Source organism: Enterocloster bolteae, from assembly GCF_002234575.2.
GTDB classification, from domain to species: domain Bacteria; phylum Bacillota; class Clostridia; order Lachnospirales; family Lachnospiraceae; genus Enterocloster; species Enterocloster bolteae.
In genome coordinates this window covers 577,359-602,073 of record NZ_CP022464.2, presented here as the reverse complement: position 1 = coordinate 602,073, position 24,715 = coordinate 577,359, and the positions used below count along the sequence as shown (strand labels likewise).

Genomic DNA, 24,715 nt, shown 5'->3' with positions numbered 1-24,715 from the left:
GGCAGCAAGTAATGAGATATTGGAAATTTCAACCCACTCCGCCCGCGAGGACGGAGACGACTCCACATTCACGATTTTCCGGCCTCTGCGCTATTTCAACCCACTCCGCCCGCGAGGACGGAGACCACGGTCCACCATTGCCTGCAGTGCAAGTTTTGTTATTTCAACCCACTCCGCCCGCGAGGACGGAGACTATATAGCGCCTTTGCCTCTCACTTTCCCTAAAAAGATTTCAACCCACTCCGCCCGCGAGGACGGAGACTGACCTGGCAGGACGTGCGCTGGAGCATTTCAAGATTTCAACCCACTCCGCCCGCGAGGACGGAGACAATGTGACCCTTATTCAATGGGAGCTATGAGGGATTTCAACCCACTCCGCCCGCGAGGACGGAGACTGGATGACCGGTGTCTGCTTGATTGGACAGATAGTATTTCAACCCACTCCGCCCGCGAGGACGGAGACAGCAATACTACACAAAAAAACCAACAATTCTTCATCACATTTCCACAATCAAATCACATCATACTCCCTCAAATCACCGCCAACCTGCCCTGCACACATCCAAAACCGTTCTCACTGTGCAGTTTTTCCGGTGCGAATCCCCCCGTAAATTCATGTTTGCTTCTGGTTCGCACCAAACTATTTGAAACCTCCTTACCGCCCGCAGCCAGGTCAGAATATCAGCGGCTCTTCCACTTTAATCCCTTTACTCACCCCAACATGGTCCACCTTTGTAGTGTGTTTATTTCCCAGGTTGTAAAATCTAAGGCTGTCAGTCTGCTCATCAATGATATCTGTCAGTATGGCTTTTAGCTTTATCATCTGGGTATTATCCAAAATACATTCAAATACAGAATTCTGGACGCGGGTGCCGTAATTAACGCATTGCTTTGCAACCTTTCTCAGCCTGGTCCTGCCTGCAGTGGTTTCCGTATTCACATCATATGTAATCAGTATCAGCATGTACCTTCCTCCTCCGGCCGCAGCTGTCGGATGTCTTTCTATTTCCAGAAAAACGGCGGGTATTCATCAATGTCACCTCTCAGATATCTGGACAGAAGCATGGCCTGAACAAAAGGAATCATTCCCCATTCCACCTTCTCATTCAGATATGGATGGGTGATCATCTCCTTTTTCTTGTTCTGCCATTCTGACAACAAAAGCTTCCGTGCCTCGTCTCTCATGATGACAGCACCGTCTTCTTTCCGGGAAAAATCTTTTTTGTTTACCATCTTACGGTTAATCAGGGTCAGCACAAAACGGTCTGCAAGAACCGGTCTCAGCTCCTCCATTAAGTCCAGAGCCAGGGAAAGGCGGCCTGGCCGGTCCGTATGCATAAATCCCACATAAGGATCCAGGCCAACTGTTTCCAGTGCTGACGCAACGGTATTGGCCAGCAGCGTGTACACAAATGACAGCATGGCATTCACATTATCCAAAGGCGGCCGCCTGTTCCGTCCCTTGAAATAGAAATCCTTTTTCTGCTGTAATATGAGCTGGTCGAAAACTCCAAAATAAATGCCTGCATCCTCACCTTCATACCCCCGCAGCTGGGCCATGTCCCGGCTTTCCTCTATGTGCCTGAGGGATTGTTTCAGAAATCCGGCCGCTTCCTTCACCTTCTCTGTGTCAATCTGAAGTCCATGGTCTCTCACCGCTCTCTCCAGAACCCATCTGGCATTGTATACTTTTCCAAGGATACAGTTTCTGGCTATGGTCAGACTTGCGTCCTGATTCATGGATACCTGGTACTGTTTCCTGCGCAGCAGTACATTTCCCCGCACACGTCCGGTCACGCGTGCCAAAAATCTTCCCTGGGGCGAAAGGACGCAAAGTGATATGTCCCGCTCCGCGCATCCGCCCATGAGGGCAGGGCTCATTCCCCTGTACCCAAAAGAAACAATTGCCTCCAGATTATGGAAAGGTATCCGCCCCAGTTCCGTATCGTTGTCATAGATTACCACATTTTCTCCGTCCAGCGACAGGTAACTGTCAGGAGAGGTAACATACAGGGTATTTAATAACTTCCTCATACATCCTCCTCAATCTTCCCACGGATATAATCTCTGACAGATGATGCTTTTCCCAGTTTCGGCAGGCATATATCTTTCATGGAGCAGGCATTACAGCTCTTTGACCATCTGACCCTTGGTGTGTATCCCTTGTCATAAAGTTCATGCATCTCCTGAAATATATCTCTCACCCGTTTTCGCAGTTCATCTGTGATCTCCACCATATTCCTGCGGTGAATCTCTCCGTAATACAGCGCCCCTGCCTCAATTCTGGCCGACAACATTTCCTCCAGACACATGGCCTGGGCCGTCAGCTGCAGTATATCTGCTTCCGACTCCTTTGGGCTCCCCTTTTTATACTCCACCGGAAATACCCGGAACAGCCCCCTGTGACCATGTAGACCGATTCCATCCTCCGCCCTGTGGAACTCTACAATATCGCATTCCCCGCTGACACCCATACTCCTGGAATACACGGGCAATGCCCTGCTTATCATGACATCGCCCCGCTTTTCTGCCAAATATGGGTCATGGGCTTTTTTGTGGAGCAGTTCTCCTACTATGGTATGCTCGTTCTCCTTCCACTGCTGTTCAATATGTATAAGGGCCCACTGGCGCCTGCAAAAGATAAAATGCTGGATACCGGACAGCATGAGGAAGTCATCCTCCCTGTATTCCATTATATCTTCTCCGATACTTCAACTGTCTCCGGAATCTGATCCCTATGGACGGCAACCGTGTAATCCCCGTATTTTCTGGGATACTCCACATCCTCATTCCTTTTTACTTCCACGGCATCAAAGAGTTTGTACGCAGGACAATCTCCCAGTTCCTTACTGTGTTTAAACACAATGAGCCGGCGTACCGCCATTTTTCCCCTGGCTGCGGAATGGTCAATTTCAAACATATTGATGATGGCATCCCACAAAAGTTCCAAATCCTCTTCTGAAAAGCCCGTGGATTTTCTGGCCAGATTAGCTGATATGTACCCCTCTGCGCGGTACAGGGCGTAGGGAACGATATTTTTTCTTCCCATTTCCGTACTCTTGTTTTCCGCGTCCTTTTCTGTGGTAATGGCCACACGGGTAATGGTCACTTCCTGGCTTACAATGGGATCAATACTCCTGGCAAAGCCTAACTGAACAGGTCCCCGCACCTGGCCGCAGTTTAAAGCAGCCTTTACAAAGGTTGTCATGACCGCTCCAAAGGTCCGGATATCAAAAAAGTTACGGCACATAAAATCACGGATTTTCTGGTCTACCTGAGGGTCTTTCCTTTTTAGTTCCTTGATTCCTTTTTCATCTGTCTTAAGTTCAATGTACGCGGTATTGTCGCTTCTGTTTAAGGGTACATCCTCCCGTATATATATTTTATACCCGGGTTCGTCTTCCTTCAGGGTTTCCACATAATTGCGTATCTTACGTTTTAAGCACACATCCGTCACAATGCCGTATCCGCTCTCCGGGTCAATCCTCGGCAGATTGCCTGCATCCGGATCGCCGTTTGGATTCCCGTTCTCCACGTCAAATAATACCACGAATTCATACCTGTTCTTAATCACCTCTGCCATTTTAAGCCTCCTCCTTTATCTTCTTCTCATATCTCTTCTGAGTCTGATGATAATACCCCAATATGAACATTCCCTGTTCCTCCAGGGTAAGCCTTCTTGGGCAGGCTGCCCTCTGTCCCTCTGCCACCGTCAGCCTTCCCTGTAAATCACACAGCATTTTTTCGTAATATGTCTCTTTTGCCCCATTGTTCATCTTCTTTATGTGGCTGTTTTTCAGCTTAAATAAAATGGGGAAAATTGCCGCCGGTGTGGCGCATGCGGAATTAAAATATTTATCCTTTATGGTGGCGTTGATCCCCGGATTGGCATCCTCCTGGATTGCCTCCAGAACCGCAAATTCCCTTCCCAGGATGTACGCGGTATTATTGCTGTCTTCATTAAGCGCCATGGTTATTTCCTCCCTTATATTTCCATTTTTTAGCAGATATGCCTTGATGATGGCAGCCCTTCCCCTGGTTATCTTATAAATACGGCTGTCCCCGTCGTCCTGCTCCGCCCGTATCCTGCCAAGCACGGCCTGATACAGGGACGCCGGATACCGGCTGCCGGATATAATTGACCTGTACACTGCCCCGGACATACTGGGAACCGGCTTTTTATCCCTGGATTTTTTATTGACCGTCTCCTGGAGCATACGCCATATCCCCAGATACTCCACAGCATCGGCTGCCGGACGGACTATTTCCATTCTGTCATAATGTTCTTTTATATGCTTTAATATGTTTCCAAAGCTGTCCTGATAGAAGAAACGCACGGCCAGCCTGGCTGCGTTGGGTGCCAGCCCCAATATATAAAACCGCTTTTCCATATCCAGACTGTCCTTAACATCCTGGGCCACAACTGCTTTTCCCTCCGCCAGGTTCTTGAATACCCCATCCACTATTTCCTGGTTCTCCATGGTCGGCTCCGACACACAGGCAAATATATTCTGGTACCGTTCGTCCCCTTCCTCGGACCAGTAAACCACGGCCGTGTCGCCGATGGTTGTCCCATGGGACCGGTCCGAAAGGAGGTAATTGAGCGCCGTGGTATAGGCATAGGCCGCGTATGTACCCACCGGCGCGTTAAAGCTCTGTTCCTTGCCGTAAGATTCAAAGGCAGGCGCGTTAAAGGAAACCAGCGCAGCCCCGCTGGACTGGGCTCCCTGAACGCCTTTGATGGTGCTGTGAATCCTGGCGATTTCCTCCCTGCGCCCTGTCACCAGGCAGACGCCCTCAGGTCCTGTACCTGACTGACAGCTGTATTCTTCCCAGCACTGCCTTATATCCGGGTCCTCATGGACATATTCCCCGTCTATCATAAACACCAGATTAGAACCGGATATGATCTCCTCCAGTTCCGGCACCAGGTATGGGTTTTCTGCTGCCCGGTCCGGCGCCCAGCAGTCAAAAAAGCGGCACACCGCCCTGGCTGCGGGACTGCTGATATTCCCCAGAATGTCCTTATGCTTCTTTTTAGCGCACTCAAAACATTCCCTGGATCTCTCCGGTTTTCCCTTATTATCAATTCCCAGCATATAACCGGAATGGTCGCACAGGAAATTGGCAGATACACCGGAAGAACGGGAAACCATCTGGGGTACCGTAAGGTCCTGGGGTACCCAGACTGTCTTTTTGCCGTTCTGCTGCTCTTTCTTAAGGGGGATAACGCCCATAAGCTCCCCCTGCTCTGAAATATCCAGCCCGTACGCTACCCTGGCCCTGCACCAGCCCGGACTGGTTATCTTTTCCTTCCGCTCAAGGGCTTCATAATATTCAACAAGCGCCTGGAGAATCATCGCACCACCTCACAATTCCTTACATCCAGAACACCATCCTTCATGACAGCCCTGAAAAACATGGGTTTAATGTCCTCAGTATCTGAGTAATCCAGATCATACAGCATATATCCCAAATCTCTCTCCGTGCCGTCATATGCAGTGTCTACTTCCTCCTCTTCATAGAGGGCAAACCGGGCAGGGAATTCCCGGCATCCAAAATACGGCTGATGATAACACTCTCCCCTGCGCAGGCGGCGCATGATAATGTCCTTAAACTTACCCTCGTTATCCCCCGGGACTGCCTTGGGGGTCATCTCGAAATGGGCCTCAACCACATATTCCACATCCCGAAGAAGAATGGACGCCCTCTGTACGATTTCCTCTTTGCTGCTTATATACAGCGGTTTTCCTCCCCCGTTTACGGCAGTCAATGCGTTTCCTGCCAATACCTTGCTCTTTACCTCATTTCTTCGGATGCTGGTAAACTGGATGGGTTTTCTCACATAGATTTTGTCAATCACCCACCGCATCCCCGGATGCCAGTAGATCGCCTCCAGCATTCCCCTTGCGGCGGAAGGCGTCATCACATCATAGCTGCACCGTTCCACCTTCATCTCAGGGCGGCTGAAGAGGGCGTAATCGCCCCACAGCCGGACCCGTACTCCTCGGCTCATCACTTCACTCCTTTCCGGCATACGCCATTTTCATAAAAGGGACTTAAAACATAAGGGCATCCCCGCGGCTTACGTCAATCACCAGCCCCCTCTCCCTTGTATACTGCTCCTTATTCCTCAGAACATAAAATTCCCGGTCTATCTGTTCCAGGCGGCCTGCGCCGCTCAGGGCTTCAAAATCATGTTCATAAACATTTACACAGTACTGTCCGGCCTGCCTGATAAGCTCCCTGCTATGCCCGCCCTGCCGGATTTGCATGGCAATCTGCGCTGCCTCCGGCTCTGTATCAATTAAAATGGTCCTGGTATTGCTCTCAATCAGGCGGAACCCGGAAGCTGCTGATGCAAATGGAAACATAAATGAACGGCTTCCCTGCTCGAACTGCTCCACCACATCCTTTGCGTCCAATCCCTCCCCTTTATACCGGTACAGCCTGGTGAAATATTCTCCTATGGCCTCCGGCGACGATATATCTTCATACTTCTGCGCAATCTGTCCGGCTACTGAAATGGGCAGTTTCAATTCCCGCGGTATATGGATATCCTCCTCTTCCTCCAACGTAAATACCTGGGTCATACATTCTTCCGGATCCCTCTTGCCCTCCCGGTTGCACCTTCCGGCAGCCTGGATCACACTGTCAATTCCGGCCAGTTCCCTGTATACGGCTGGAAAATCAAAATCCACGCCTGCTTCCACCAGGCTGGTGGATATAAGCCGACATGGTTCTCCCGACGACAGCCGGCTGCGAATCCCCTTCAAAATCTCCTTCCTGTGTTTTGGATACATCAAGGTAGATAAATGGTACGTCCCCCGGCTATCAATGGAATCGTAGACGCGCTGCACCCGTTTTCTGCTGTTCAGGATACAGAGGACCTGCTGCCGGCCTTCCAGCTCCTTCACCAGATGTTCCTGGGATATCCGCCCTGCCAGCTGTATCTTTGTCCTTTTGAAAAAATCATACTGTCCTTTTACATCCGGACATAGTTCCTCTGCCTTCAGTTCCTGCATCTTTGCAGGAAAAAAGGGCTGCAGGGACGGCTGGGTAGCTGTACAGATAACTGCTGTGCAGTGATAATTGCATATAAGCTCACTGATAGCCCGAATACACGGCATCAGATATTTCACCGGAAGCATTTGCGCCTCATCAAATATGATGACGCTGTTGGCAATATTATGCAGTTTACGGCATTCCGAGCTTCTGCAGGCATAGAGAGATTCAAAAAACCGGACATTTGTAGTGACCACCACCGGCTTGTCCCAGTTTTCTGCGGCCAGCTGCTCCATTTTTAATTCCTTGCCGCTCTCCTTATCCTCATATGTTACATTACAATGGTTTTCCAGGACATTTTTCTTTCCCAGGATTTCCTTAAATACCTGGGCGTTCTGTTCGATGATACTCGTATACGGGATCACATAAATAATCCGTTCAAGACCATGTTCCGCCGCGTGGCGCAGGGCAAACCCAAGGGAGGACACGGTCTTGCCTCCGCCGGTAGGTACCGTGAGCTGGTACAGTCCCTGCCTCCTGCGTCCTGCCTGCAAACAAGCCTTCAGTATAGCCGTCCTTCTTCCATTTACAGATGTCAAATCATCATTGGAAAGCCAGGATTCCACATGGCTTTCCAGACGCCTGAGAAGGACATCCATACAATCATAGTCTCCCCTTCCCGCATCCTGTCCCAGCATGAATTGTTCCGTATCCAGATAATCTCCGTCCACAAGGCATGAAAACAGCATCCTAATAAAAAATGACAGGCCAAAGCCGCCCTTGCCTATCTGTCTCAGCGGCAGCCCGGGAAAATCCGGCATCTCAACTTCATTTTTATACGGACTGTAATCCTCTAACTGCTTTTTAAGCCTTCCCTGAAGCGTGGCCTCCCCTGCCGTGTCTCCGGTCCTTCCCCCGTCCAGAAGGCCTGAATGGTGGCCGCTGATGCAATAAGCGGCGCAGTAAGCAGCCAGAGGATTGGACCCGGCATACAGCCGCATCATCTCCTGGGCTCCCGCCGTGGCGTGGTCCGTAATGGAACCGCCCTCCAGACGTTTTCTAAATCCCTGGGAATATTTTCCGATGTCGTGCAGAACTCCGCATCCGTATCCCCATGCTCCGCACCGGAACGCTTCTGCAAACAGTTCAGAACGCCTGGCGGTCCCTGTGAGATGGTCCTTTACGGTCTGTTTTCGAGTCTTGTCCTCACTGATGTGCGCATAGTATTGCATAGGTTCCCCCCTTCCCCCGATATTGTACAAATTATAACATATATTTGTCTTAAATTAAATAATTTTGGCAAATGTTACCATATTCATTATTTATATAAAGACAAATATTTTCGTTCAATGCGTCATAAATATAGACACACCTACTGCTCTTCCACAAACAGCGGAAATCCATCCTCGGCCCTGCAATCTCCCTCCTGTACCATCTGCGCCTCATCTTCCGGGTACTCAATGCAGCACCCCCTGCCTCTTGCCCGTGCGCACTTGGGATATCTGGGACAGATAAATTGATAACAAACTTTATCTGGACTTTTTTGCTCCATTTTAATTTTCCTCCTTGATTTTTATTTTTTTCTTTCATTATAGCGTGACTTTTTCTTTATTTCAATTATTAATAACTGAAAATTTGTTAAAATAAAAACTATTATGAAAACAATTTAACAAATATTGCTTTTTTTATATGAAAATGATATGGTAGTTAATGTAATCGGAAGCAAGGCTCTATGAGCCTTATTTATAGGAGTGTAACAACACAAAACAAGGAGGTATTACATGAACAAACCAGAACTTCAGAACAGGTACCAGCTTTTTATAGGGGGGCAGTGGCGTGACGCTTCTGACGGTGAATTCTTTACCACAAAGTGTCCTGCCAATGGAGAAAAGCTGGCTGAGTGTGCTCAGGCTACCAAGGAAGACGTGGATGATGCTGTCAGGGAAGCATGGAAAGCATTTGAAACCTGGAAGAAGGTTCCTACCAGTGAACGCGCTGCCATTCTGAATAAAATCGCAGACATCATCGACGCAAATACAGAGCACCTGGCTATGGTAGAATCACTGGACAACGGCAAACCAATCCGCGAAACCATGGCCATCGACATTCCGTTAAGCGCAAAGCACTTCCGCTACTTTGCAGGCTGCATCATGGCCGAGGAAGGCAGCGCCAATATTCTGGATGAGCAGTTCCTCTCCCTGATTTTACGTGAACCAATTGGTGTTGTAGGACAGATTGTCCCCTGGAACTTCCCATTCCTTATGGCCGCATGGAAACTGGCTCCGGTTCTGGCAGCCGGCTGCTGTACAGTATTCAAGCCATCCAGCGACACATCCCTTTCCGTCCTGGAATTTGCCAGATTAGTGCAGGATGTTATTCCAAAGGGCGTATTCAACGTGATTACCGGATCCGGATCCAAGTCAGGCCAGTATATGCTTGACCACAAGGGATTCAGAAAACTGGCATTTACCGGCTCCACCGAGGTAGGACGTCAGGTAGCTCTGGCAGCGGCGGACCGGCTCATCCCGGCCACCCTGGAATTAGGCGGAAAATCCGCTAATATCTTCTTCCCGGACTGCAACTGGGAGCAGGCCATCGACGGCCTCCAACTGGGCATCCTGTTCAATCAGGGCCAGGTATGCTGTGCTGGCTCCCGTGTATTCGTACATGAGGATATTTACGATAAGTTCCTTGAGGACGCTGTAAAGGCATTTAACAATGTAAAGGTAGGTGTATCATGGGATCCTGAGACCCAGATGGGCAGCCAGATTAACGAGCGCCAGCTGGAAAAGATTTTAAGCTATGTGGAAATCGGAAAGCAGGAAGGCGCCCGCCTGATCTGCGGCGGCGAGCGTATCACGGATGGCGAACTGGCAAAGGGCTGCTTCATGCGTCCCACTCTGCTGGCCGACGTGACCAATGATATGCGGGTTGCCCAGGAGGAAATCTTCGGACCGGTTGCCTGTATCCTTAAATTCAGGGATGAGGACGAGGTCATCCGCATGGCCAACGACAATGCCTACGGCCTTGGCGGCGCTGTCTGGACCCGCGACTTAAACCGCGCCATTCGTGTATCCCGCGGCATTGAGACAGGACGTATGTGGGTCAATACATACAACCAGATTCCGGAAGGATCACCCTTCGGCGGCTACAAGGAATCCGGTATTGGCCGCGAGACCCATAAGGTTATTCTGGAGCACTATACTCAGATGAAGAATATTATGATCAATCTCTCTGAAGCTCCCAGCGGATTCTATCCTGCAAAATAAAATCTTATATCCGCTTAGTAAATGTTTGAATCTATATATTACATGATACCATAAAACCGGGAAATTCCTCATGACAGAAGTGCATGGGGAATTTTCCGGTTTTATATTTCTAATTCCATTCATTCCAAACACCCCTGACTGCATCAATCCATAAATATGGCGCATTCTAAAAGCATCCCAAAAACATTTAATGAAACCTACGGGAAAAATATGATCAAATATCACTTGACATATGTTACTGTAACTTTTATAATTACAGATAGTAACTGATATTTATTTGATTACAGTTTGCTCAGAAAGGAATTGTCATGAACAACAGCCTTACCGGATTTCTCGGTACCTATGCCTCGCCTGAAAGCCTGGGCATTTACCGTTTTACCATTGATTTAAGAAACGGGGCAATGTCTTACCCTGAATTATATTATGAAGCCCCTGATTGCAAGTATCTTTCCCTGAGGGATTCCATGCTGGCTTCCCCATTAAAAAGAGAGGGCCGGTCCGGGATATGTCTTTTGGATACAGCCCATAATAAGGAGGAAGCCCTTGCTCAACCGGCAGCGGAATGCTTTGGTGAGTCCTCGCCGGCCTGCTACGCGGCCCAGGATGACCGCTATCTATACACGGCCAACTACCATGAAGGTACCATACTGATATATGAGATAACATATGAGGAAGGTTCCCCCGGACGTAAAAAGCGTCCCTCCCTCCCGCATCTTGAACTGGCTAAAAGAATCCCCATTGCGCCTAAGGCCGGGTGCCATCAGATTTTATTTCACAGCCACTATATGATGGTTCCCTGCCTGCTGCTGGATAAAATGATGGTATTTGACTGCCAAAAGGATTTTACCCTTGTATCAGAACTGGCCTTTGACAAGGGAACCGGCCCCCGCCACGGAATTTTTGACAGGGACCATAAGCAGTTCTTCCTTGTCAGCGAGCTGAGCAACCAGGTTTTTGTGTACAGTCTGACAGAAGACGGGGCCGCAGGGACAGACAGCAGCCATAACAGTATATCCCTTCCTGACTTTTCCATGAAGCTCCTGCAAATCTGCCCCATCCTGCCTTTGGATGCAGTATATGAGGAACCGCCTGCATCGGCAGCCATACGCCTGTCACCGGACCAACGTTTTTTATATGTATCCACCCGATTTGCCGAGGTCATAACGGTCTTTAAAATCAGCCATGGGCGGCTGGAGCAAATCCAGCAAACAGGCTGCGGCGGCATCCATCCCCGCGACATGGTTCTTACGCCTGACGGCCGGTACCTGCTGGTGGCAAACCGCACCCAAGGCGGACTGGTCAGCTTTCAGCTCAACCCGGAAACAGGGGAGCTCCTGGACATATGCTCCCGCGTACCTGCGCCGGAAGCTGTTTCCATTGTTCTTTCCCAGCATACTATTTAACCCATATTTCGCCTGAGGAGGTAGAAGAATGATAAAACTTGATATTGGAATCGTAGGTCTTTCCGTTATGGGAAGAAGTCTTGCCCTGAATATGGCTGATCACGGATTTAAGGTGGGCGGTTATAACCGCAGCGCCGCTGTCACAGAGCAGGTCATGAGGGACCATCCTCATGAGAACCTGATACCCTTTTATGACCTTAAGGACATGACGGACGCCCTTGCCCGTCCCCGGAAGGTAATGCTGATGATCCAGGCAGGCAAACCGGTGGATGCCGTCATAGAACAGCTGGTTCCTCTTCTTGAAAAGGGGGATATGATACTGGACGGAGGCAATTCCTTCTTTGAAGATACCAGAAGGCGGGCAGCCCTGCTGGCAGAAAAGGGAATCCACTATCTGGGGGTAGGCATTTCCGGAGGAGAGGAAGGCGCCCGGTTCGGTCCCTCCGTCATGCCCGGAGGAAATGCCGATGCTTACGAATCAGTACGTCCCATACTGGAAGCCATTGCAGCCAGGGCCATGGATGAGCCCTGCTGCGCCTACATCGGCCCGGACGGCGCCGGACATTATGTAAAAATGGTCCACAACGGCATTGAGTACGCAGATATGCAGCTGATTGCTGAATCCTATCTTCTGTTAAAATATGTGGGCGGATTCAACAATCAGGAGCTGGCTCATATCTTTAAATCCTGGAACGACGGGGAGCTTCACAGCTACCTGATTGGCATTACTGCCGGTATCTTCCGTGAGGCCGACGACCTGGGGGACGGGGAGCTCATTGACCGCATCAAAGACAGCGCAAAACAAAAAGGAACCGGAAGGTGGGCCAGCATAGAAGCCCTGAAGCAAGGCGTGGATATCTCCATGATCACTTCTGCCTGCACGGCCCGTATCATGTCCAATCATCTGGATGAACGGGAAAAGGCATGGCAGCTTATCCATTCACCGGCTGTCGGCCTCTCTCCTGATAAAGAGTCGTTTGCAGCCATGGTCCGCGAAGCCCTGTATACCGGAAAAATCATCGCATATGCCCAGGGCTTCTCCCTGATGCAGGATGCATCCAGGCTGTACGGCTGGAATCTGGACCTGGGAAAAATTGCTTCCATATTCCGCGCCGGATGCATTATCCAGGCTGTTTTCTTAAATGACATCACCCATGCATTTGAAGCGGAACCAAAGCCGGAAAACCTTATATTCGATGGTTTCTTCCTGTCCCGCATCAACGAGCATCAGGACAGCCTGCGCCAGGCCGTATCCACCGGCGTCATGAACGGCCTTCCCATTCCTGCCCTCTGCAACGCAGTGTCCTACCTGGACGAATTCCGCGCAAAGGCGGCAGGCGCCAATCTGATCCAGGCCCAGCGCGACTGCTTTGGAGCCCACACCTATGAGAGAACAGACCGCGAAGGCGTATTCCACCATGAATGGAGGTGGGCTAATGACAATCAGCACTAACCTTACCATCTTCGGCGGCACCGGGGATCTTACCTTCCGCAAGCTTCTTCCTGCACTTTATACCATGGATATCACCGGAAAGCTTCCGGAGGACAGCCGCATCACCATCATTGGCCGCCGGGACTACGACAGCAGCCATTACCGTCAGATTGCCAGGGACTGGGTGGAGAAATTCACCCGGCTCTCCTTTGAGGAAAAAGCATTTAACCGTTTTTCTGAAAAAATAGATTATTACCGGATGGATTTCTCCCGTTTGGAAGCATATCATGGACTGAATCACTATTACAGGGAAAATGATATCCACTCCCACATCTTTTACTTTGCAGTGGCTCCCCGTTTTTTCAGCATCATCACAGAAGGACTCAAACTGGTCCACGGTTCTTCCTCCGGCAAGGTGATACTTGAAAAGCCTTTCGGCGAGAACCTGGCTGCGGCCGCAGCCCTTAACAAAGAGCTGGAAGCGTTCTTTGGCCCGGAGCATATTTACCGCATCGACCACTATCTTGGAAAGGAAATGGTCCGCAATATCCAGGCAATCCGGTTTTCCAATCCCATTTTTACAGACGTATGGAATTCCCGCTATATTGAATCTGTGCAGATTTCCGCCCTGGAGGATATGGGCGTGGAAACCCGCGGCGGATACTATGATGCCAGCGGCGCCCTGAAGGATATGGTGCAAAACCATCTGTTCCAGATTTTGTCCATCATGGCCATGGAACAGCCGGAGGAATTCAGCCCTAAGGGGCTGCACGATGCCCAGCTGGATGTATTCCGCTGTTTACAGCCGGCAGATGAGTCATCCATAGAAAGCACCCTGGTCCTGGGTCAATATGAGGGATACCGCGGCGAACCTCTTGTAAAACCGGATTCACAGACAGAAACCTACGGAGCCCTGCGGCTTTTCATTGACAACCAGCGCTGGAAAGGGACCCCCTTTTACATCCGGACCGGCAAAAAGACAGGGAAACGCGAGATTGAACTGGCTGTCATATTCCGCAGGCCCTATCAGGAAGTAGAGCCCAACATACTAATCATAAAGATTCAGCCCACAGAAGGCGTCTATCTGCAGTTTAATATCAAACGTCCCGGTGATTCTGAGGATATCATACCGGCCAAGATGGATTTCTGCCAGAACTGCAGCCTGATTCATCAGCTCAATACCCCTGAGGCCTATGAACGTCTTATCACTGCCTGTATGGCAGGTGAACGCTCCTGGTTCTCACAATGGGACCAGATAGAGTTTAGCTGGAATTACATCAGCCATCTGAAGGAACTTCACGCCGCAAAGCGGCTGCCGGTGTATCCTTACAGGCCCGGAACCCGTGGACCGGCTGAAGCGGACCGGATGCTGGAACAATATGGGCATAGCTGGCTGTAGGTGTCTGAAAACAGCTGCAGGGGCTTCAGGCGTCTTAGACAGCTTTAAACGGCAGCAGACCACAGGAGGCACAATATGTACAGTAAAGAAGAACAGAAAAAAGCGGCTGCCTGGCAGGCGGCCATGGAGGTAGAGGATAACATGGTGTTGGGCCTCGGAACCGGTTCAACTGTATATTATCTCATGGAAAAACTGTCCGAACGAATCCGCGGCGGACTGTATGTCCATGGGGCAGCCACTTCTCTTGAGACGGAAGGCTTGGCCCGCCGTTTGGGCATCCCCCTTATCTCCCTGGAGGATGCCCGGACCATACACCTGGCTATCGACGGGGTGGACGCTATTGACCCGGATTTCTATTCCATTAAGGGCGGAGGCGGTGCCCTGTTCCGTGAAAAGATCATCGCCTGCAAGGCCCGGCGGGTCTTATGGATTATGGACCAGAGCAAGCTTGTACATTCCCTGAGCGGATGTGTGCTGCCTGTGGAGGTTCCTGCTTTTGCAGTTCCCTATGTGGAGGAACAGGTAAGGGAAGCAGGGTTTATACCGAAGCTGAGGATAAAAAACGGGACAGTATTTGTCACAGACAACGGCAGCCATATCCTGGATCTGACAGGAGGCGTTGAAATGGATTACCCCATGGCAGCGGTTCGTCTCAAATCCATGACCGGCGTCTTGGAAACAGGTCTGTTCGGTGATATCTGCGAAAAAATCATAGTGGGAACGGAAAACGGAACTCAAGAACGCTTCCATAATTGAACTACACAGACAGAAACAAGCGCTCCCAGACACACCAGAAAAATCCCGGACTCTGCATCATACAGAATCCGGGATCTTTTAATATACATATCTGAATAATCTCATCAGCTAATATCCAACAATCATCAATCATCAAACCATTCATCAATCCGTCTATGCCGACTTTGCCCTTGCAGCTGCCTTATCCTCCAGCTTGGATACAAACACCGTGCCTGCAAGATCTCCCAGGCAGTTGTTGGTGGTGGTTCCCATGTCAAACAGGCGGTAGAATGCAGCTATGATTCCTACAATCTCTGTAGGCAGGCCAAAAGCAGTTACCATGACCAGCAGCTTTACGATGCCGCTTCCCGGGATACCGCCGCCGCCAGTGGAAAGAATAGCTGACATCAGTATGATCTTCACCATGGTTCCCAGAGTGACAGGAACACCGATGGTCTGACTGATAAACAGGATGACACAGCCGTACAGGATAACGCTGCCGTCATAGTTCATCTGTGAGCCCAGGGGTACGGTGAAGCCGGAAATAGTCTCCGGAACATTGAATTTCTCCTTGGCCACTTTAATATTAATCGGAATGGCAGCCACACTGGAGCAGGTGGAAATGGTGTATACCCACAGCTCCGCACTGTCCTTTAAAAACTTAAGAGGATTGATTCCTGCGGTCACCCAGATAACTGTGCAGTAAACCAGTACCACATGCACCAGGCAGGCCAGATAATAGGTGCCTACCAGGGTTGCCATGCTGGTAAAGATGCCGGCTCCGTACTTTCCGAAGGAATCTCCCATCAGGAAGAATACGCCGATTGGAGATACCAGCATAATCATGTTAATCAGTGAAAATACCATATCATTGAGCACGTTCATGCCCTTGATAGCCTTCTCCTTGTGCTCCGGATTCTTCATCCTTAAAATCGCCACGCCCAGCAGAATCGCGATGACTACGGTCTGAAGGATATTGCCGTCCGCAAAGGTCTGGATAATATTGGACGAGAACATTCCTGTGAAGAAATCAGCTACCGTGATGTCCGCGCTGCCCGTTACTTCCTTGGATGCCAGTCCTGTAAAATTAGCTATGGTGCCCGGCTTTACAATGGATGTAACCAGGATGCCGATGGCGCAGGCAACCAGTGTGGTGATAACATAATACGCCATAATGCGGAAGCTGATTCTTCCCAGTGTCTTCATATCCTTCTGTGAAACAACACCCGTCACAATAGTAACAAGCACCATTGGCACAACAATCATTTTAATACAATTCAGCCAGATAGTTCCGATAAACCCAACTTTAGTCATTGGTTCCCCGATGACGATTCCCAAAACCGCTCCCAGCAGCATAGCTGCAAATATCTGCGTGGATAAACCTATCTTTTTACCAGCTATCTTCATATGTCAAATCCCCCTTTATCGTAAAGAATCCAGTTCACGTATAATCGCTACCGCTTTTTCCGTATCCTCCCTTGAAATATCTCTGTAAAATACCAGTCTTACCTTATCCTTTAACACCGGCTTGATTAATAACCCCTTTTCGGCCGCCTTGCCGCAGTACTCCCCCGGTGTGAGGCCCAGTCCATTGGCATCCAGGACAATGATATTGCTCATGACCTTCCCATATACCTTTGTGTTCTTTAAATCCTTTAGCTGCTCAGCCGCATAGGCAGCATTGGCGTTATCCTCTGCCAGCCGCTCAATGTTGTGTGTGAGGGCATACATTCCAGGCGCTGCAATCACGCCTGCCTGCCTCATGGCTCCGCCTAAAAGCTTTCTCTTGTCCCTGATCTTCATGGAAAACGCTTCAGAACAGCATACCAGGGAACCGATAGGCGCCCCCAGCCCCTTTGAGATGCAGAACATCACCGAATCCACATATTTGCACATTTCCCGCGCTTCCACGCCCAGGGCCACCACTGCATTGAACATCCTGGCTCCATCCATGTGGACAGGGACCCCAAACTCCTTTGCCAGCTCATGAATCGCTTTCATCCTCTCTAACGGGACACAGGTACCGCCTGAAAAATTGTGAGTATTTTCGATACACAGCAGGGCAATCTCCTGGCTCTCCAAAATGCGGCGCATGTCGTCAAGGTCCGGCAGGTTATCCTGGTCCAATTTATATGTAACCGGTTCAAGCTGCCCGATGGATGGGTCAAATACCACCTTCTCGCTTAAGTAGATATGCTGCATCTCATCTACCATCACCTTCTGGCCGGGCCTGCAATAAGCCAGAATAGCAGATGTGTTGCCCTGTGTTCCTGACGGGAACAATACAGCCGCCTCTTTTCCTGTCATCTCTGCCGCCAGGTCCTCCAGTTCATTGACTGCCAGATCCTCTCCCCTTCCTTTGGAATCCGTCCTTCCGTCATCCCCCAGCTTTGCCTCCAGTATGGTTTCCAGCATTTCCCTGGTTGGCATACTGATAGTGTCACTTCTCAAATCTACCATTTCATTCCCTCCTTAATGGTTATATGGTATTAATAAGCAATATTTATGCCATTTTTCTTCTTTGGTATGGAAAAATACGAAAAAACAGCTATATTCAGAGATATTTTTACTAATATCTGCGAAATATAGCTGTTTTTTTGGGTTTTCTGATTCAATAATTGATAGAGGGATGGAGATATATCCCAGTTTATGTAATTTTTTTCCATTGAACGTTTTCTGTCATGTGTCGCAGATTATATCAAAAGTGTCGCACAGCAACATATAAGACGCTTTCTGCGACACGAGATACGACTTTGTATGCGACATGATATACAGAATTATATGTGGCATAATATACGGCACTATTTACAGCATTATATACGGAACACTATCTACAGCATTATATACGGCACACCATCTATAGCATTATATACAGCACACTATCTACGGCATTATATACGGCACACTATCTACAGCATTATATACAGCACACTATCTACGGCATTATATACAGCACACTATCTACGGCATTATATACGACACACTATCTACGGCATTATATACGGCACACTATCTACAGCATTATATACAGCACACCATCTATAGCATTATATACGGCACACTATCTACAGCATTATATACAGCACACTATCTACGGCATTATATACGGCACACTATCTACAGCATTATATACAGCACACCATCTACAGCATTATATACAGCACACCATCTACAGCATTATATACGGCACACTATCTACAGCATTATATACGACACACTATATACGGCATTATATACAGCATTACCACTGGTACAACATTCACTATGCCTTTCTATACTGTGCGTGCCGCATAAAACCATGGACCGTTACTCCATTCCGAATTTTTTGATATACCTCCAAATCGTACTTCTGTGTATTCCAAGAATCCGGGCGGCTTTTGTTTTATTGCCTCCGGCCTGCTCCATAGCCTGGGCCAAACACTCTTCAGTTATTTCCCTGCTTATATTCTCCTGACCCGGTTCCTCCTGACTTCTGTTTACGCGGCCTTTAGTTGCTTTGTAATTCCCTATTCCATTACTTCCCGGAAAGCCGCTGCTATTTCCCCTCTGCTCCATTTCGCAAGGCGGTTCATAGTTTTGAATCACATAGCCAGCAGCTTCCCCTGATATGACAGAGGAATCGCATATGATACGCACCTTCTCCATAAAATGCCTCAGCTGGCGGGCGTTTCCCGGCCATCCGTAAGAGGTAAGCACCTTCTCTGCCGCAGGGGTAAGGCAGCATTTTCCCCCGCTTTCCCTGAGAAACAGATTGGCCAGATCAGGAATATCCTCAACCCGTTCCCTGAGCGGCGGTATCTTTAGGGTCAGCACATTAAGACGGTAAAATAAGTCCTCCCTGAATTTGTGCTCACCTACCAGCTCCATCAGGTTTTTGTTGGTCGCTGCAAATATCCTGATATTCACGGGAAAAACCCGGTCGCCGCCCAGACGCATGACCTTACGCTCCTGCAAAACACGCAGCAGCCTGCTCTGAAGGGACATGGGCATTTCCCCTATCTCATCCAGGAAAATGGTCCCATTGTGAGCCAGCTCAAAGAGCCCCATCTTTCCGCTGCGCCTGGCGCCGGTAAAGGCACCGTCATCATATCCAAAAAGCTCACTCTCCAGAATTCCCTCGGGAAGAGCCGCACAGTTTACAGCAACAAAAGGACCGTTTCTGCGGCTGCTGGCATTGTGCATGCTCTGGGCAAACATCTCCTTACCGGAACCCGTCTCACCCAGCAAAAGTACAGTCAGGTCCGTATGGGCGTACCTCTTTGCATGCTGGATGCACTGATTCATCTGCTGGCTGCTTCCGCATATATCCTTAAATGAATAGGTGGCCTGAAATCCCTTGATGCCTTTATCCCTGATTTTATGTTCCCCTCTGGTGATGGTTCCCGCATCATTGAAGGTGATAACCGCACCCAATATCTCTCCATTTTTATATGTTAAGGGAATCATATCATAAAGAATATCAGCCCCATTAATGGAACCTGTCTCCTGTATGATTTCCTCTCCTGTTGCCAATACATCATGGACTGCCTCAAAGGCGGGCAGCACCTCTGTTATGGGCGTATCGTAAACCAGCCCGCCCGGATTTGGCAGGTAAGGCTTGGCAACACGGTTCATCCAGGTAATATTTCCTTTTATGTCAACTGCTACATACTTTTCATTGGTGGTATTGAGAATAGTCTTAAGCTCCTCTGCCTTTCTGGTAGCAGCCTTGACCGTGGCAATCAGCTTCTCTGCTTCCTGACACGCATAGGACAATGATTTGTCCGTCAGCTCAATGCGGACTGCGGGCAGTCCCAATTCTCTGGCATAACGTGTCTGGATAAGCCCGCCCACAATCACGTCTACCCCTTCATTTTTAAGCTTCTGGATTTGATGGTACGTATCATCTTCATCCACGGCAAATATCTGCCGTATGCTTACATTCAGAATGGGATTTAAACGCTCCAGACCGCTGAGAAGGTTGTTATAGCCAATGACCCCGATGTTCCTTCCATAGCTGCTGGCCTCAATCAGGGTGTCTGCCATATCCTCAAAGGGGATGGGGATCTCCACCACCGGCAGGTCCACTACCTTGCGTATCCGCAGCGCTGTGGCCCCGCGGCCTAATATAACGCTGACCCCGCGCCTGAGCATCTCCGGAACCAGTTCCGGATCCCATACCGTGACGATTACATCCTTATCCAATTTTTTGAATATTTTCTGTGCCTGCTCCACGAAGTCTTCGCTGAAAGCGGCGTACCAAATCTGGCTCATGGAAAGTCCTCCGATTCTTCACCACATAATCACATCAAGCTAAACCGTCTATATCCATATCTCTGATTCGTTTTACCACATCCAAATCCGCCGGAAGCCACTCTACATCATCGAACTGTTCCCTGTTCATCCAACGGGCTGATTTGTGCTCTTTCAGTTGAATTTTCCCCTCTGCAATCGAGCATAAATAGCAATGCATCATCAGATGGAACTGGGGATAATTACATTCAACTGTCATCAAAAATTGTTCCACGATAGCGTCAATACCCAGTTCCTCTTTTAACTCTCGCAGCAATGCCGCCTGGGGAGACTCCCCTTCTTCAATTTTCCCACCAGGGAATTCCCAACCACCTTCAAACTCTCCATAACCTCTTTGGGTGCCTAAAAATGTTCCATCTTTATGCAGAACCGCGGCTGCCACTTCAATCTTCTTCATCCTAATGACCCCAGCTTTGTAGAATTATATTAATCAAATGAGCCTTTGCTTAAAATTTTATTTATTCAAATGTCTCAAAAAATTCAGCCATAGAACAGTCCAATGCCACTATAATCTTTTCAAGACTCATAATTGATAAATTCCGTTTTCCATTTTCTACAGATGCAATATAGGTCCGGTCCAGACCTGCCTTAAACGCCAAGGATTCTTGACTTAATAATAGTTCTTTTCTTAATTGGCGTATCCTGTTTCCAACTTTTATTCTTATATCACCGGAAAACTCCATCTCCCTCACCTCTTACAGGTAAGCGTAACGAAATGTGACTTATTTAGCAACGGACTATAAGTCACATATATCTTTACTCCATAAATATTTTATACCACACGAAATGAAAAATCGTTAACTATAAGCTCCCCCGCTGCGTTCACATCAACACATTCTTGCGTCAATCCCTTCTTGCATTCATTCCCTGCAATTGCAGCTATCCAAAAAAAAATGCATGACACACCCTCAGGCCCATCATGCATTTTATATTTCAACTATACATTTCTTCCCATCTCATATGCCTGCTTCATAGCCGGCGTACCCTTAATTTCTCCTGCCTGCCAGGCACCTGTTCCATAAATGATTCCCTTTTCCCTGGCTCCTGTCAGACAATCCTGCGTAAATCCCCGGAATCCTTCAATGGTGCGATCCATCATTTTCTGTTCTGTATCCGCAGCAGCCACTATGAAATAGAAATCCTTATTCTGAATTTCGGTATATCTGGGAACTGTGCGGTCAATCAATGTCTTCATCTGTGCATCCATGGTGTAAAAGTACACCGGTGTAGCCAGTACAATGACATCTGCATCCACCATTTTATCCAGTATCTCTGCCATCTCATCCTTTTGAACACACTTATGGGTGGTGTTACAGACACCGCATCCGATACAATATCCAATCTTTCTACTGGCCAGAAAAATCTTCTCCGCCTGATTTCCGGATTCCTGTACCCCACGGATAAACTCATCGCAGAGTGTATCAGAATTTCCGCCTTTCCTTGGGCTTGCTGATATGACTAATACATGTTTACTCATATGTAAATCTCCTCTCATTTTGTTATCTCTCATCATCCTATCATCTGGAGCTAACTTCAAGTCAAGAAGTTTTTATTCCTGCAACCCTAAAATGTAATATTAACTTCTTGTTTCACCAACTAAATTCGTGATTGACGATTTCAGTCTTACACAGAATGTGATATGATTCTCTTGGTAAGTGGATTCCTCCATTAGGAGGATTATTATGCCTAAGAAAAAAGAATATGATCACAAGCACCTTTCAACCAGCCAGCGCATTCACATCGAAAAAGGATTAAATGACGGTTTGTCCTTTGCTGCTATTGCAAGAAAACTAGATAAGCATCCCAGCACCATTGCAAAGGAAGTTAAAAAATACCGGACGCTTCAGCCCCGCGAGAAAGACCCGAAGAAGCCGGCCAGGTGTGCCCTCTTCAAAGAGTGCACCCTGCGTTTCCTTTGCGATAAAAAAGACTGTGTAAAGATGTGTAAGAGCTGCTATGATATAAAGCTGCAGGTTTCAAAATGCAGCTATCTGTGTTCTGAATACCGGGAGCCTCAATGTGCCTCTATATCTAAAGCACCTTTTGTGTGCAATCACTGCGCAAGGCAGCGGACCTGCAATAAGGAAAAAGCCTACTACATTGCCCAGAATGCAGATCAATCCTCTCAGGAGCTGCTTGTATCATGCAGGCAGGGGATTAACCAGGCTCCTGCCGATATCGCAATGCTTGATACGCTTATCTCACCATTGCTTGCCCAGGGACAGTCACTGGCGCACATTTATGCCTTTCACGGACACGAGATTCCTTGTTCCAGAAAGACGCTCTACAATTATATCGATCAGGGTGTTTTTACTGCTAAAAACATCGATTTACGCCGCAAGGTACGTTACAAATGCAAGCCAAGAAAAACTGGTACAAGGGTCAGCCTGGCTGCAAAAGAATTCCGTATAGGACGAACCTACGAGGATTTTCAAAAATTCATTCAGGAAAATCCTGATATTCCAGTTGTCGAACTTGATACCGTAGAAGGCGGCCGGGATAACAGCACGCAGGCTTTCCTTACCATCTTTTTCCGGAACTGTTCCCTTATGCTTATTTTTGTGCTGCAAGAGAAATCACAGGACCAGGTCATAAAAGTTTTCGACTATTTGACAGAAAAACTCGGTATTAAGGTTTTTCAGGAACTGTTCCCTGTAATCTTGACTGATAATGGTGTGGAATTTCAATTTCCAGAACGATTGGAGTGTGATAAAAATGGTGAAATTCGCACCAAAATCTTTTACTGCAATCCGAACTCTTCCTGGCAAAAAGGACGTATCGAGAAAAATCATGAATACATCCGATATGTGATTCCCAAAAGCCAGAGTCTGGATCACTATAAGCAGAGAGATGCCTGCGTACTTATGAATCATATCAACAGTGAAGCCAGAGACAGCCTGAACGGCTGCACTCCATTCAGGCTGTCTAAGATGCTTTTAAATAACAGGTTACACAGACTTTTATGTCTCCAGGAAATACCTGGCGACCAAGTCCACTTAAAACCATCGTTACTTAAAAAATAGAATTAGAATCAAGACGGAATCCACTGCCGAATTTAATCCTACAAAAATTTGGCATGTGGAATTTAGTCTTGCACACTTACCCAGATGCCTGTTTGCCATGCTTGCACACATGAAAACAGGCCCCTGTAAGGTCATTGTAACTCTATTTTTGTCACTCGTAAACCGAAATGAAGCGAATTAGGTGCTGCAAAATCAATGTTTTGTAGAAATCACGAATTCACTCTGTAATTTTACCTTTATTCCTGCAACCGTATTCCTTCAAAATTTTCCTGCTGTCATGGACACAGTACATCGCATATTTCCAGTAATTTACAAATAATTTTCCTATTCGTATTCTGATTCGTTTGGCTGGCCCTATTTCCCTCCTGTTCCTGGTCATCCGGATTCTCCCCACATACATCTACACCTATTATACTGCGGCAGGATGCCGCCTCCTTTATGCAGGCCAACACGTCCTCCAGCTGCGCCTCTCCCTGGTCCCAATTGGTGATTGCACAGGAGCGGGTCAGGATATCCTTATCCAGGGATATATAGAGAGGCAGCCCGGAGTTCTTCAAATGGCGGCTGATACACCCTGGCGTCTTCAGCTCCTCTTCATTGATACCAACTACCCGTTCCCTGTCAGCCTCTGCTTCCATGGAGGGCGGCCCTGCCAGATAAACCCGTTTCAGACGCGTATTTGTATCCAAAGCAGCCTGAATCCAACCGCCGCAGGACAGGATATTCCCAAACATGGGCATCTGCATGTCCGTATGATGGTCAAACACCAGAAGCTCAAATTCCTCCTCTATCTTATCCAGCCATATTTTGCTCACATAATGGTAATTTCCGGAATCCAGGAAGTGGATTCCGGAGGGTTCCATAAGGCTGATTCTCTCCTTGATGGCTGCCTCTGCCTCCTCATCACAGTAACAATTAGTGCCTTGTATATCTCCAAGCTCCAGCCATACAGCGCCCAAATCCTGGTAAAATTCCTGGTTTTCATATACGCCCGTAAAATTCATGATGACAATATTGTTATTCTTAAGCTTTTTATTATTAAGCATACCGATTCGCGGCCTGTCCTTTCTTCATGCTTTTATATATGCTTTAGAATTCTTCCCAAAAACACTTCCTCAAAGACTCTTCCACAATGATTGTATCAGAATAGCCCCAAA

The 24,715-nt window shown here is 48.2% G+C and carries 21 protein-coding genes and 1 CRISPR repeat array (1 of these 22 running past the window's edge); of the genes, 6 read left to right on the top strand and 15 right to left on the bottom strand.

Annotated elements, in window-relative coordinates; translation table 11 throughout:
- Window positions 1-463: direct repeats of the CRISPR family, unit length 33 nt; unit sequence ATTTCAACCCACTCCGCCCGCGAGGACGGAGAC (it extends 380 nt beyond the left edge of the window).
- 210 nt (window positions 464-673) lie between these two features.
- From cas2 to CGC65_RS02885, 8 genes are all read right to left on the bottom strand, one after another.
- Window positions 674-964, bottom strand: coding sequence for a CRISPR-associated endonuclease Cas2 (gene cas2 / locus CGC65_RS02920; protein WP_002568434.1), 291 nt, complete (start codon window positions 962-964; stop codon window positions 674-676).
- A 38-nt stretch (window positions 965-1,002) separates the two neighbouring features.
- Window positions 1,003-2,034, bottom strand: coding sequence for a type I-C CRISPR-associated endonuclease Cas1c (gene cas1c / locus CGC65_RS02915; protein ID WP_002568435.1), 1,032 nt, complete (start codon window positions 2,032-2,034; stop codon window positions 1,003-1,005).
- Window positions 2,031-2,693, bottom strand: a complete 663-nt coding sequence (gene cas4 / locus CGC65_RS02910) for a CRISPR-associated protein Cas4 (RefSeq protein WP_002568436.1) — start codon at window positions 2,691-2,693, stop codon at window positions 2,031-2,033. The genes cas1c and cas4 overlap by 4 nt, the downstream gene beginning before the upstream one ends.
- A complete protein-coding gene (gene cas7c, locus CGC65_RS02905; protein ID WP_002568437.1) occupies window positions 2,693-3,583 on the bottom strand; it encodes a type I-C CRISPR-associated protein Cas7/Csd2 in 891 nt (296 codons plus the stop codon). Before cas7c ends, cas4 begins: the two co-directional genes overlap by 1 nt.
- Before the next feature lies 1 nt (window position 3,584).
- On the bottom strand, window positions 3,585-5,360 hold the full coding sequence (gene cas8c, locus CGC65_RS02900) for a type I-C CRISPR-associated protein Cas8c/Csd1 (protein WP_002568438.1): 1,776 nt from the start codon (window positions 5,358-5,360) through the stop codon (window positions 3,585-3,587).
- Window positions 5,357-6,016: a type I-C CRISPR-associated protein Cas5c gene (cas5c, locus tag CGC65_RS02895; protein ID WP_002568439.1), complete on the bottom strand. Its 660-nt coding sequence runs from the start codon at window positions 6,014-6,016 to the stop codon at window positions 5,357-5,359. Before cas5c ends, cas8c begins: the two co-directional genes overlap by 4 nt.
- 43 nt (window positions 6,017-6,059) lie before the next feature.
- A complete protein-coding gene (locus CGC65_RS02890) occupies window positions 6,060-8,237 on the bottom strand; it encodes a CRISPR-associated helicase/endonuclease Cas3 (protein WP_002568440.1) in 2,178 nt (725 codons plus the stop codon).
- A 140-nt stretch (window positions 8,238-8,377) separates the two neighbouring features.
- Window positions 8,378-8,557: a hypothetical protein gene (locus CGC65_RS02885; RefSeq protein WP_002568441.1), complete on the bottom strand. Its 180-nt coding sequence runs from the start codon at window positions 8,555-8,557 to the stop codon at window positions 8,378-8,380.
- Between the two features lie 229 nt (window positions 8,558-8,786).
- Here CGC65_RS02885 and CGC65_RS02880 point away from each other — a divergent pair, with 229 nt between their 5' ends.
- From CGC65_RS02880 to rpiA, 5 genes are all read left to right on the top strand, one after another.
- Window positions 8,787-10,274, top strand: coding sequence for an aldehyde dehydrogenase family protein (locus CGC65_RS02880; protein WP_002568442.1), 1,488 nt, complete (start codon window positions 8,787-8,789; stop codon window positions 10,272-10,274).
- Between the two features lie 308 nt (window positions 10,275-10,582).
- The gene (locus CGC65_RS02875; RefSeq protein ID WP_002568443.1) at window positions 10,583-11,677 is read left to right on the top strand and encodes a lactonase family protein; all 1,095 of its coding nucleotides are present in this window, start codon (window positions 10,583-10,585) and stop codon (window positions 11,675-11,677) included.
- A 28-nt stretch (window positions 11,678-11,705) separates the two neighbouring features.
- A complete protein-coding gene (gene gndA / locus CGC65_RS02870) occupies window positions 11,706-13,130 on the top strand; it encodes an NADP-dependent phosphogluconate dehydrogenase (RefSeq protein WP_002568444.1) in 1,425 nt (474 codons plus the stop codon).
- Window positions 13,114-14,508 carry a glucose-6-phosphate dehydrogenase gene (gene zwf / locus CGC65_RS02865; protein WP_002568445.1) on the top strand — a complete coding sequence of 465 codons (1,395 nt, stop codon included), beginning with the start codon at window positions 13,114-13,116 and terminating at the stop codon, window positions 14,506-14,508. Before gndA ends, zwf begins: the two co-directional genes overlap by 17 nt.
- A 75-nt stretch (window positions 14,509-14,583) precedes the next feature.
- Window positions 14,584-15,264 (top strand): ribose-5-phosphate isomerase RpiA, encoded by a 681-nt coding sequence (rpiA, locus tag CGC65_RS02860; protein ID WP_002568446.1) that lies wholly within the window; start codon window positions 14,584-14,586, stop codon window positions 15,262-15,264.
- A gap of 153 nt (window positions 15,265-15,417) precedes the next feature.
- Here the strand turns inward: rpiA and CGC65_RS02855 are convergent, their stop codons facing one another.
- The 6 genes from CGC65_RS02855 to CGC65_RS02830 form a co-directional block, all read right to left on the bottom strand.
- Window positions 15,418-16,650 (bottom strand): dicarboxylate/amino acid:cation symporter, encoded by a 1,233-nt coding sequence (locus CGC65_RS02855; protein ID WP_002568447.1) that lies wholly within the window; start codon window positions 16,648-16,650, stop codon window positions 15,418-15,420.
- Between the two features lie 15 nt (window positions 16,651-16,665).
- A complete protein-coding gene (locus CGC65_RS02850; protein WP_002568448.1) occupies window positions 16,666-17,703 on the bottom strand; it encodes a threonine aldolase family protein in 1,038 nt (345 codons plus the stop codon).
- A gap of 846 nt (window positions 17,704-18,549) precedes the next feature.
- Entirely contained in the window at window positions 18,550-20,496 is a 1,947-nt protein-coding gene (locus CGC65_RS02845; RefSeq protein WP_002568450.1) for a sigma-54-dependent Fis family transcriptional regulator, read from the bottom strand.
- 34 nt (window positions 20,497-20,530) lie between these two features.
- Window positions 20,531-20,932 carry a (deoxy)nucleoside triphosphate pyrophosphohydrolase gene (locus CGC65_RS02840; protein ID WP_002578923.1) on the bottom strand — a complete coding sequence of 134 codons (402 nt, stop codon included), beginning with the start codon at window positions 20,930-20,932 and terminating at the stop codon, window positions 20,531-20,533.
- A 61-nt stretch (window positions 20,933-20,993) separates the two neighbouring features.
- Window positions 20,994-21,218: a helix-turn-helix domain-containing protein gene (locus tag CGC65_RS02835; RefSeq protein WP_002568452.1), complete on the bottom strand. Its 225-nt coding sequence runs from the start codon at window positions 21,216-21,218 to the stop codon at window positions 20,994-20,996.
- A 254-nt stretch (window positions 21,219-21,472) separates the two neighbouring features.
- The gene (locus tag CGC65_RS02830; RefSeq protein ID WP_002568453.1) at window positions 21,473-22,012 is read right to left on the bottom strand and encodes a flavodoxin family protein; all 540 of its coding nucleotides are present in this window, start codon (window positions 22,010-22,012) and stop codon (window positions 21,473-21,475) included.
- A gap of 205 nt (window positions 22,013-22,217) precedes the next feature.
- Between CGC65_RS02830 and CGC65_RS02825 the strand changes: the two genes are divergently transcribed.
- Window positions 22,218-23,558 carry an IS30 family transposase gene (locus tag CGC65_RS02825; RefSeq protein ID WP_002564285.1) on the top strand — a complete coding sequence of 447 codons (1,341 nt, stop codon included), beginning with the start codon at window positions 22,218-22,220 and terminating at the stop codon, window positions 23,556-23,558.
- Between the two features lie 275 nt (window positions 23,559-23,833).
- On the opposite strand, the gene CGC65_RS02820 is transcribed toward CGC65_RS02825, so the two are convergent.
- Window positions 23,834-24,604, bottom strand: a complete 771-nt coding sequence (locus CGC65_RS02820; RefSeq protein ID WP_002566102.1) for an arginase family protein — start codon at window positions 24,602-24,604, stop codon at window positions 23,834-23,836.
- Window positions 24,605-24,715: the final 111 nt, after the last annotated feature.

What these genes read in the sequence shown, in the direction of transcription:
- cas8c (WP_002568438.1), bottom strand. Translation starts at nt 5,360, where the DNA reads ATGATTCTCCAGGCGCTTGTTGAATATTATGAAGCCCTTGAGCGGAAG.
- zwf (WP_002568445.1), top strand. Translation starts at nt 13,114, where the DNA reads ATGACAATCAGCACTAACCTTACCATCTTCGGCGGCACCGGGGATCTT.
- rpiA (WP_002568446.1), top strand. Translation starts at nt 14,584, where the DNA reads ATGTACAGTAAAGAAGAACAGAAAAAAGCGGCTGCCTGGCAGGCGGCC.
- cas7c (WP_002568437.1), bottom strand. Translation starts at nt 3,583, where the DNA reads ATGGCAGAGGTGATTAAGAACAGGTATGAATTCGTGGTATTATTTGAC.
- CGC65_RS02880 (WP_002568442.1), top strand. Translation starts at nt 8,787, where the DNA reads ATGAACAAACCAGAACTTCAGAACAGGTACCAGCTTTTTATAGGGGGG.
- CGC65_RS02855 (WP_002568447.1), bottom strand. Translation starts at nt 16,650, where the DNA reads ATGAAGATAGCTGGTAAAAAGATAGGTTTATCCACGCAGATATTTGCA.
- cas1c (WP_002568435.1), bottom strand. Translation starts at nt 2,034, where the DNA reads ATGAGGAAGTTATTAAATACCCTGTATGTTACCTCTCCTGACAGTTAC.
- CGC65_RS02820 (WP_002566102.1), bottom strand. Translation starts at nt 24,604, where the DNA reads ATGCTTAATAATAAAAAGCTTAAGAATAACAATATTGTCATCATGAAT.
- cas4 (WP_002568436.1), bottom strand. Translation starts at nt 2,693, where the DNA reads ATGGAATACAGGGAGGATGACTTCCTCATGCTGTCCGGTATCCAGCAT.
- CGC65_RS02875 (WP_002568443.1), top strand. Translation starts at nt 10,583, where the DNA reads ATGAACAACAGCCTTACCGGATTTCTCGGTACCTATGCCTCGCCTGAA.
- CGC65_RS02825 (WP_002564285.1), top strand. Translation starts at nt 22,218, where the DNA reads ATGCCTAAGAAAAAAGAATATGATCACAAGCACCTTTCAACCAGCCAG.
- cas2 (WP_002568434.1), bottom strand. Translation starts at nt 964, where the DNA reads ATGCTGATACTGATTACATATGATGTGAATACGGAAACCACTGCAGGC.
- CGC65_RS02850 (WP_002568448.1), bottom strand. Translation starts at nt 17,703, where the DNA reads ATGGTAGATTTGAGAAGTGACACTATCAGTATGCCAACCAGGGAAATG.
- gndA (WP_002568444.1), top strand. Translation starts at nt 11,706, where the DNA reads ATGATAAAACTTGATATTGGAATCGTAGGTCTTTCCGTTATGGGAAGA.
- CGC65_RS02835 (WP_002568452.1), bottom strand. Translation starts at nt 21,218, where the DNA reads ATGGAGTTTTCCGGTGATATAAGAATAAAAGTTGGAAACAGGATACGC.
- cas5c (WP_002568439.1), bottom strand. Translation starts at nt 6,016, where the DNA reads ATGAGCCGAGGAGTACGGGTCCGGCTGTGGGGCGATTACGCCCTCTTC.
- CGC65_RS02845 (WP_002568450.1), bottom strand. Translation starts at nt 20,496, where the DNA reads ATGAGCCAGATTTGGTACGCCGCTTTCAGCGAAGACTTCGTGGAGCAG.
- CGC65_RS02830 (WP_002568453.1), bottom strand. Translation starts at nt 22,012, where the DNA reads ATGAGTAAACATGTATTAGTCATATCAGCAAGCCCAAGGAAAGGCGGA.
- CGC65_RS02885 (WP_002568441.1), bottom strand. Translation starts at nt 8,557, where the DNA reads ATGGAGCAAAAAAGTCCAGATAAAGTTTGTTATCAATTTATCTGTCCC.
- CGC65_RS02840 (WP_002578923.1), bottom strand. Translation starts at nt 20,932, where the DNA reads ATGAAGAAGATTGAAGTGGCAGCCGCGGTTCTGCATAAAGATGGAACA.
- CGC65_RS02890 (WP_002568440.1), bottom strand. Translation starts at nt 8,237, where the DNA reads ATGCAATACTATGCGCACATCAGTGAGGACAAGACTCGAAAACAGACC.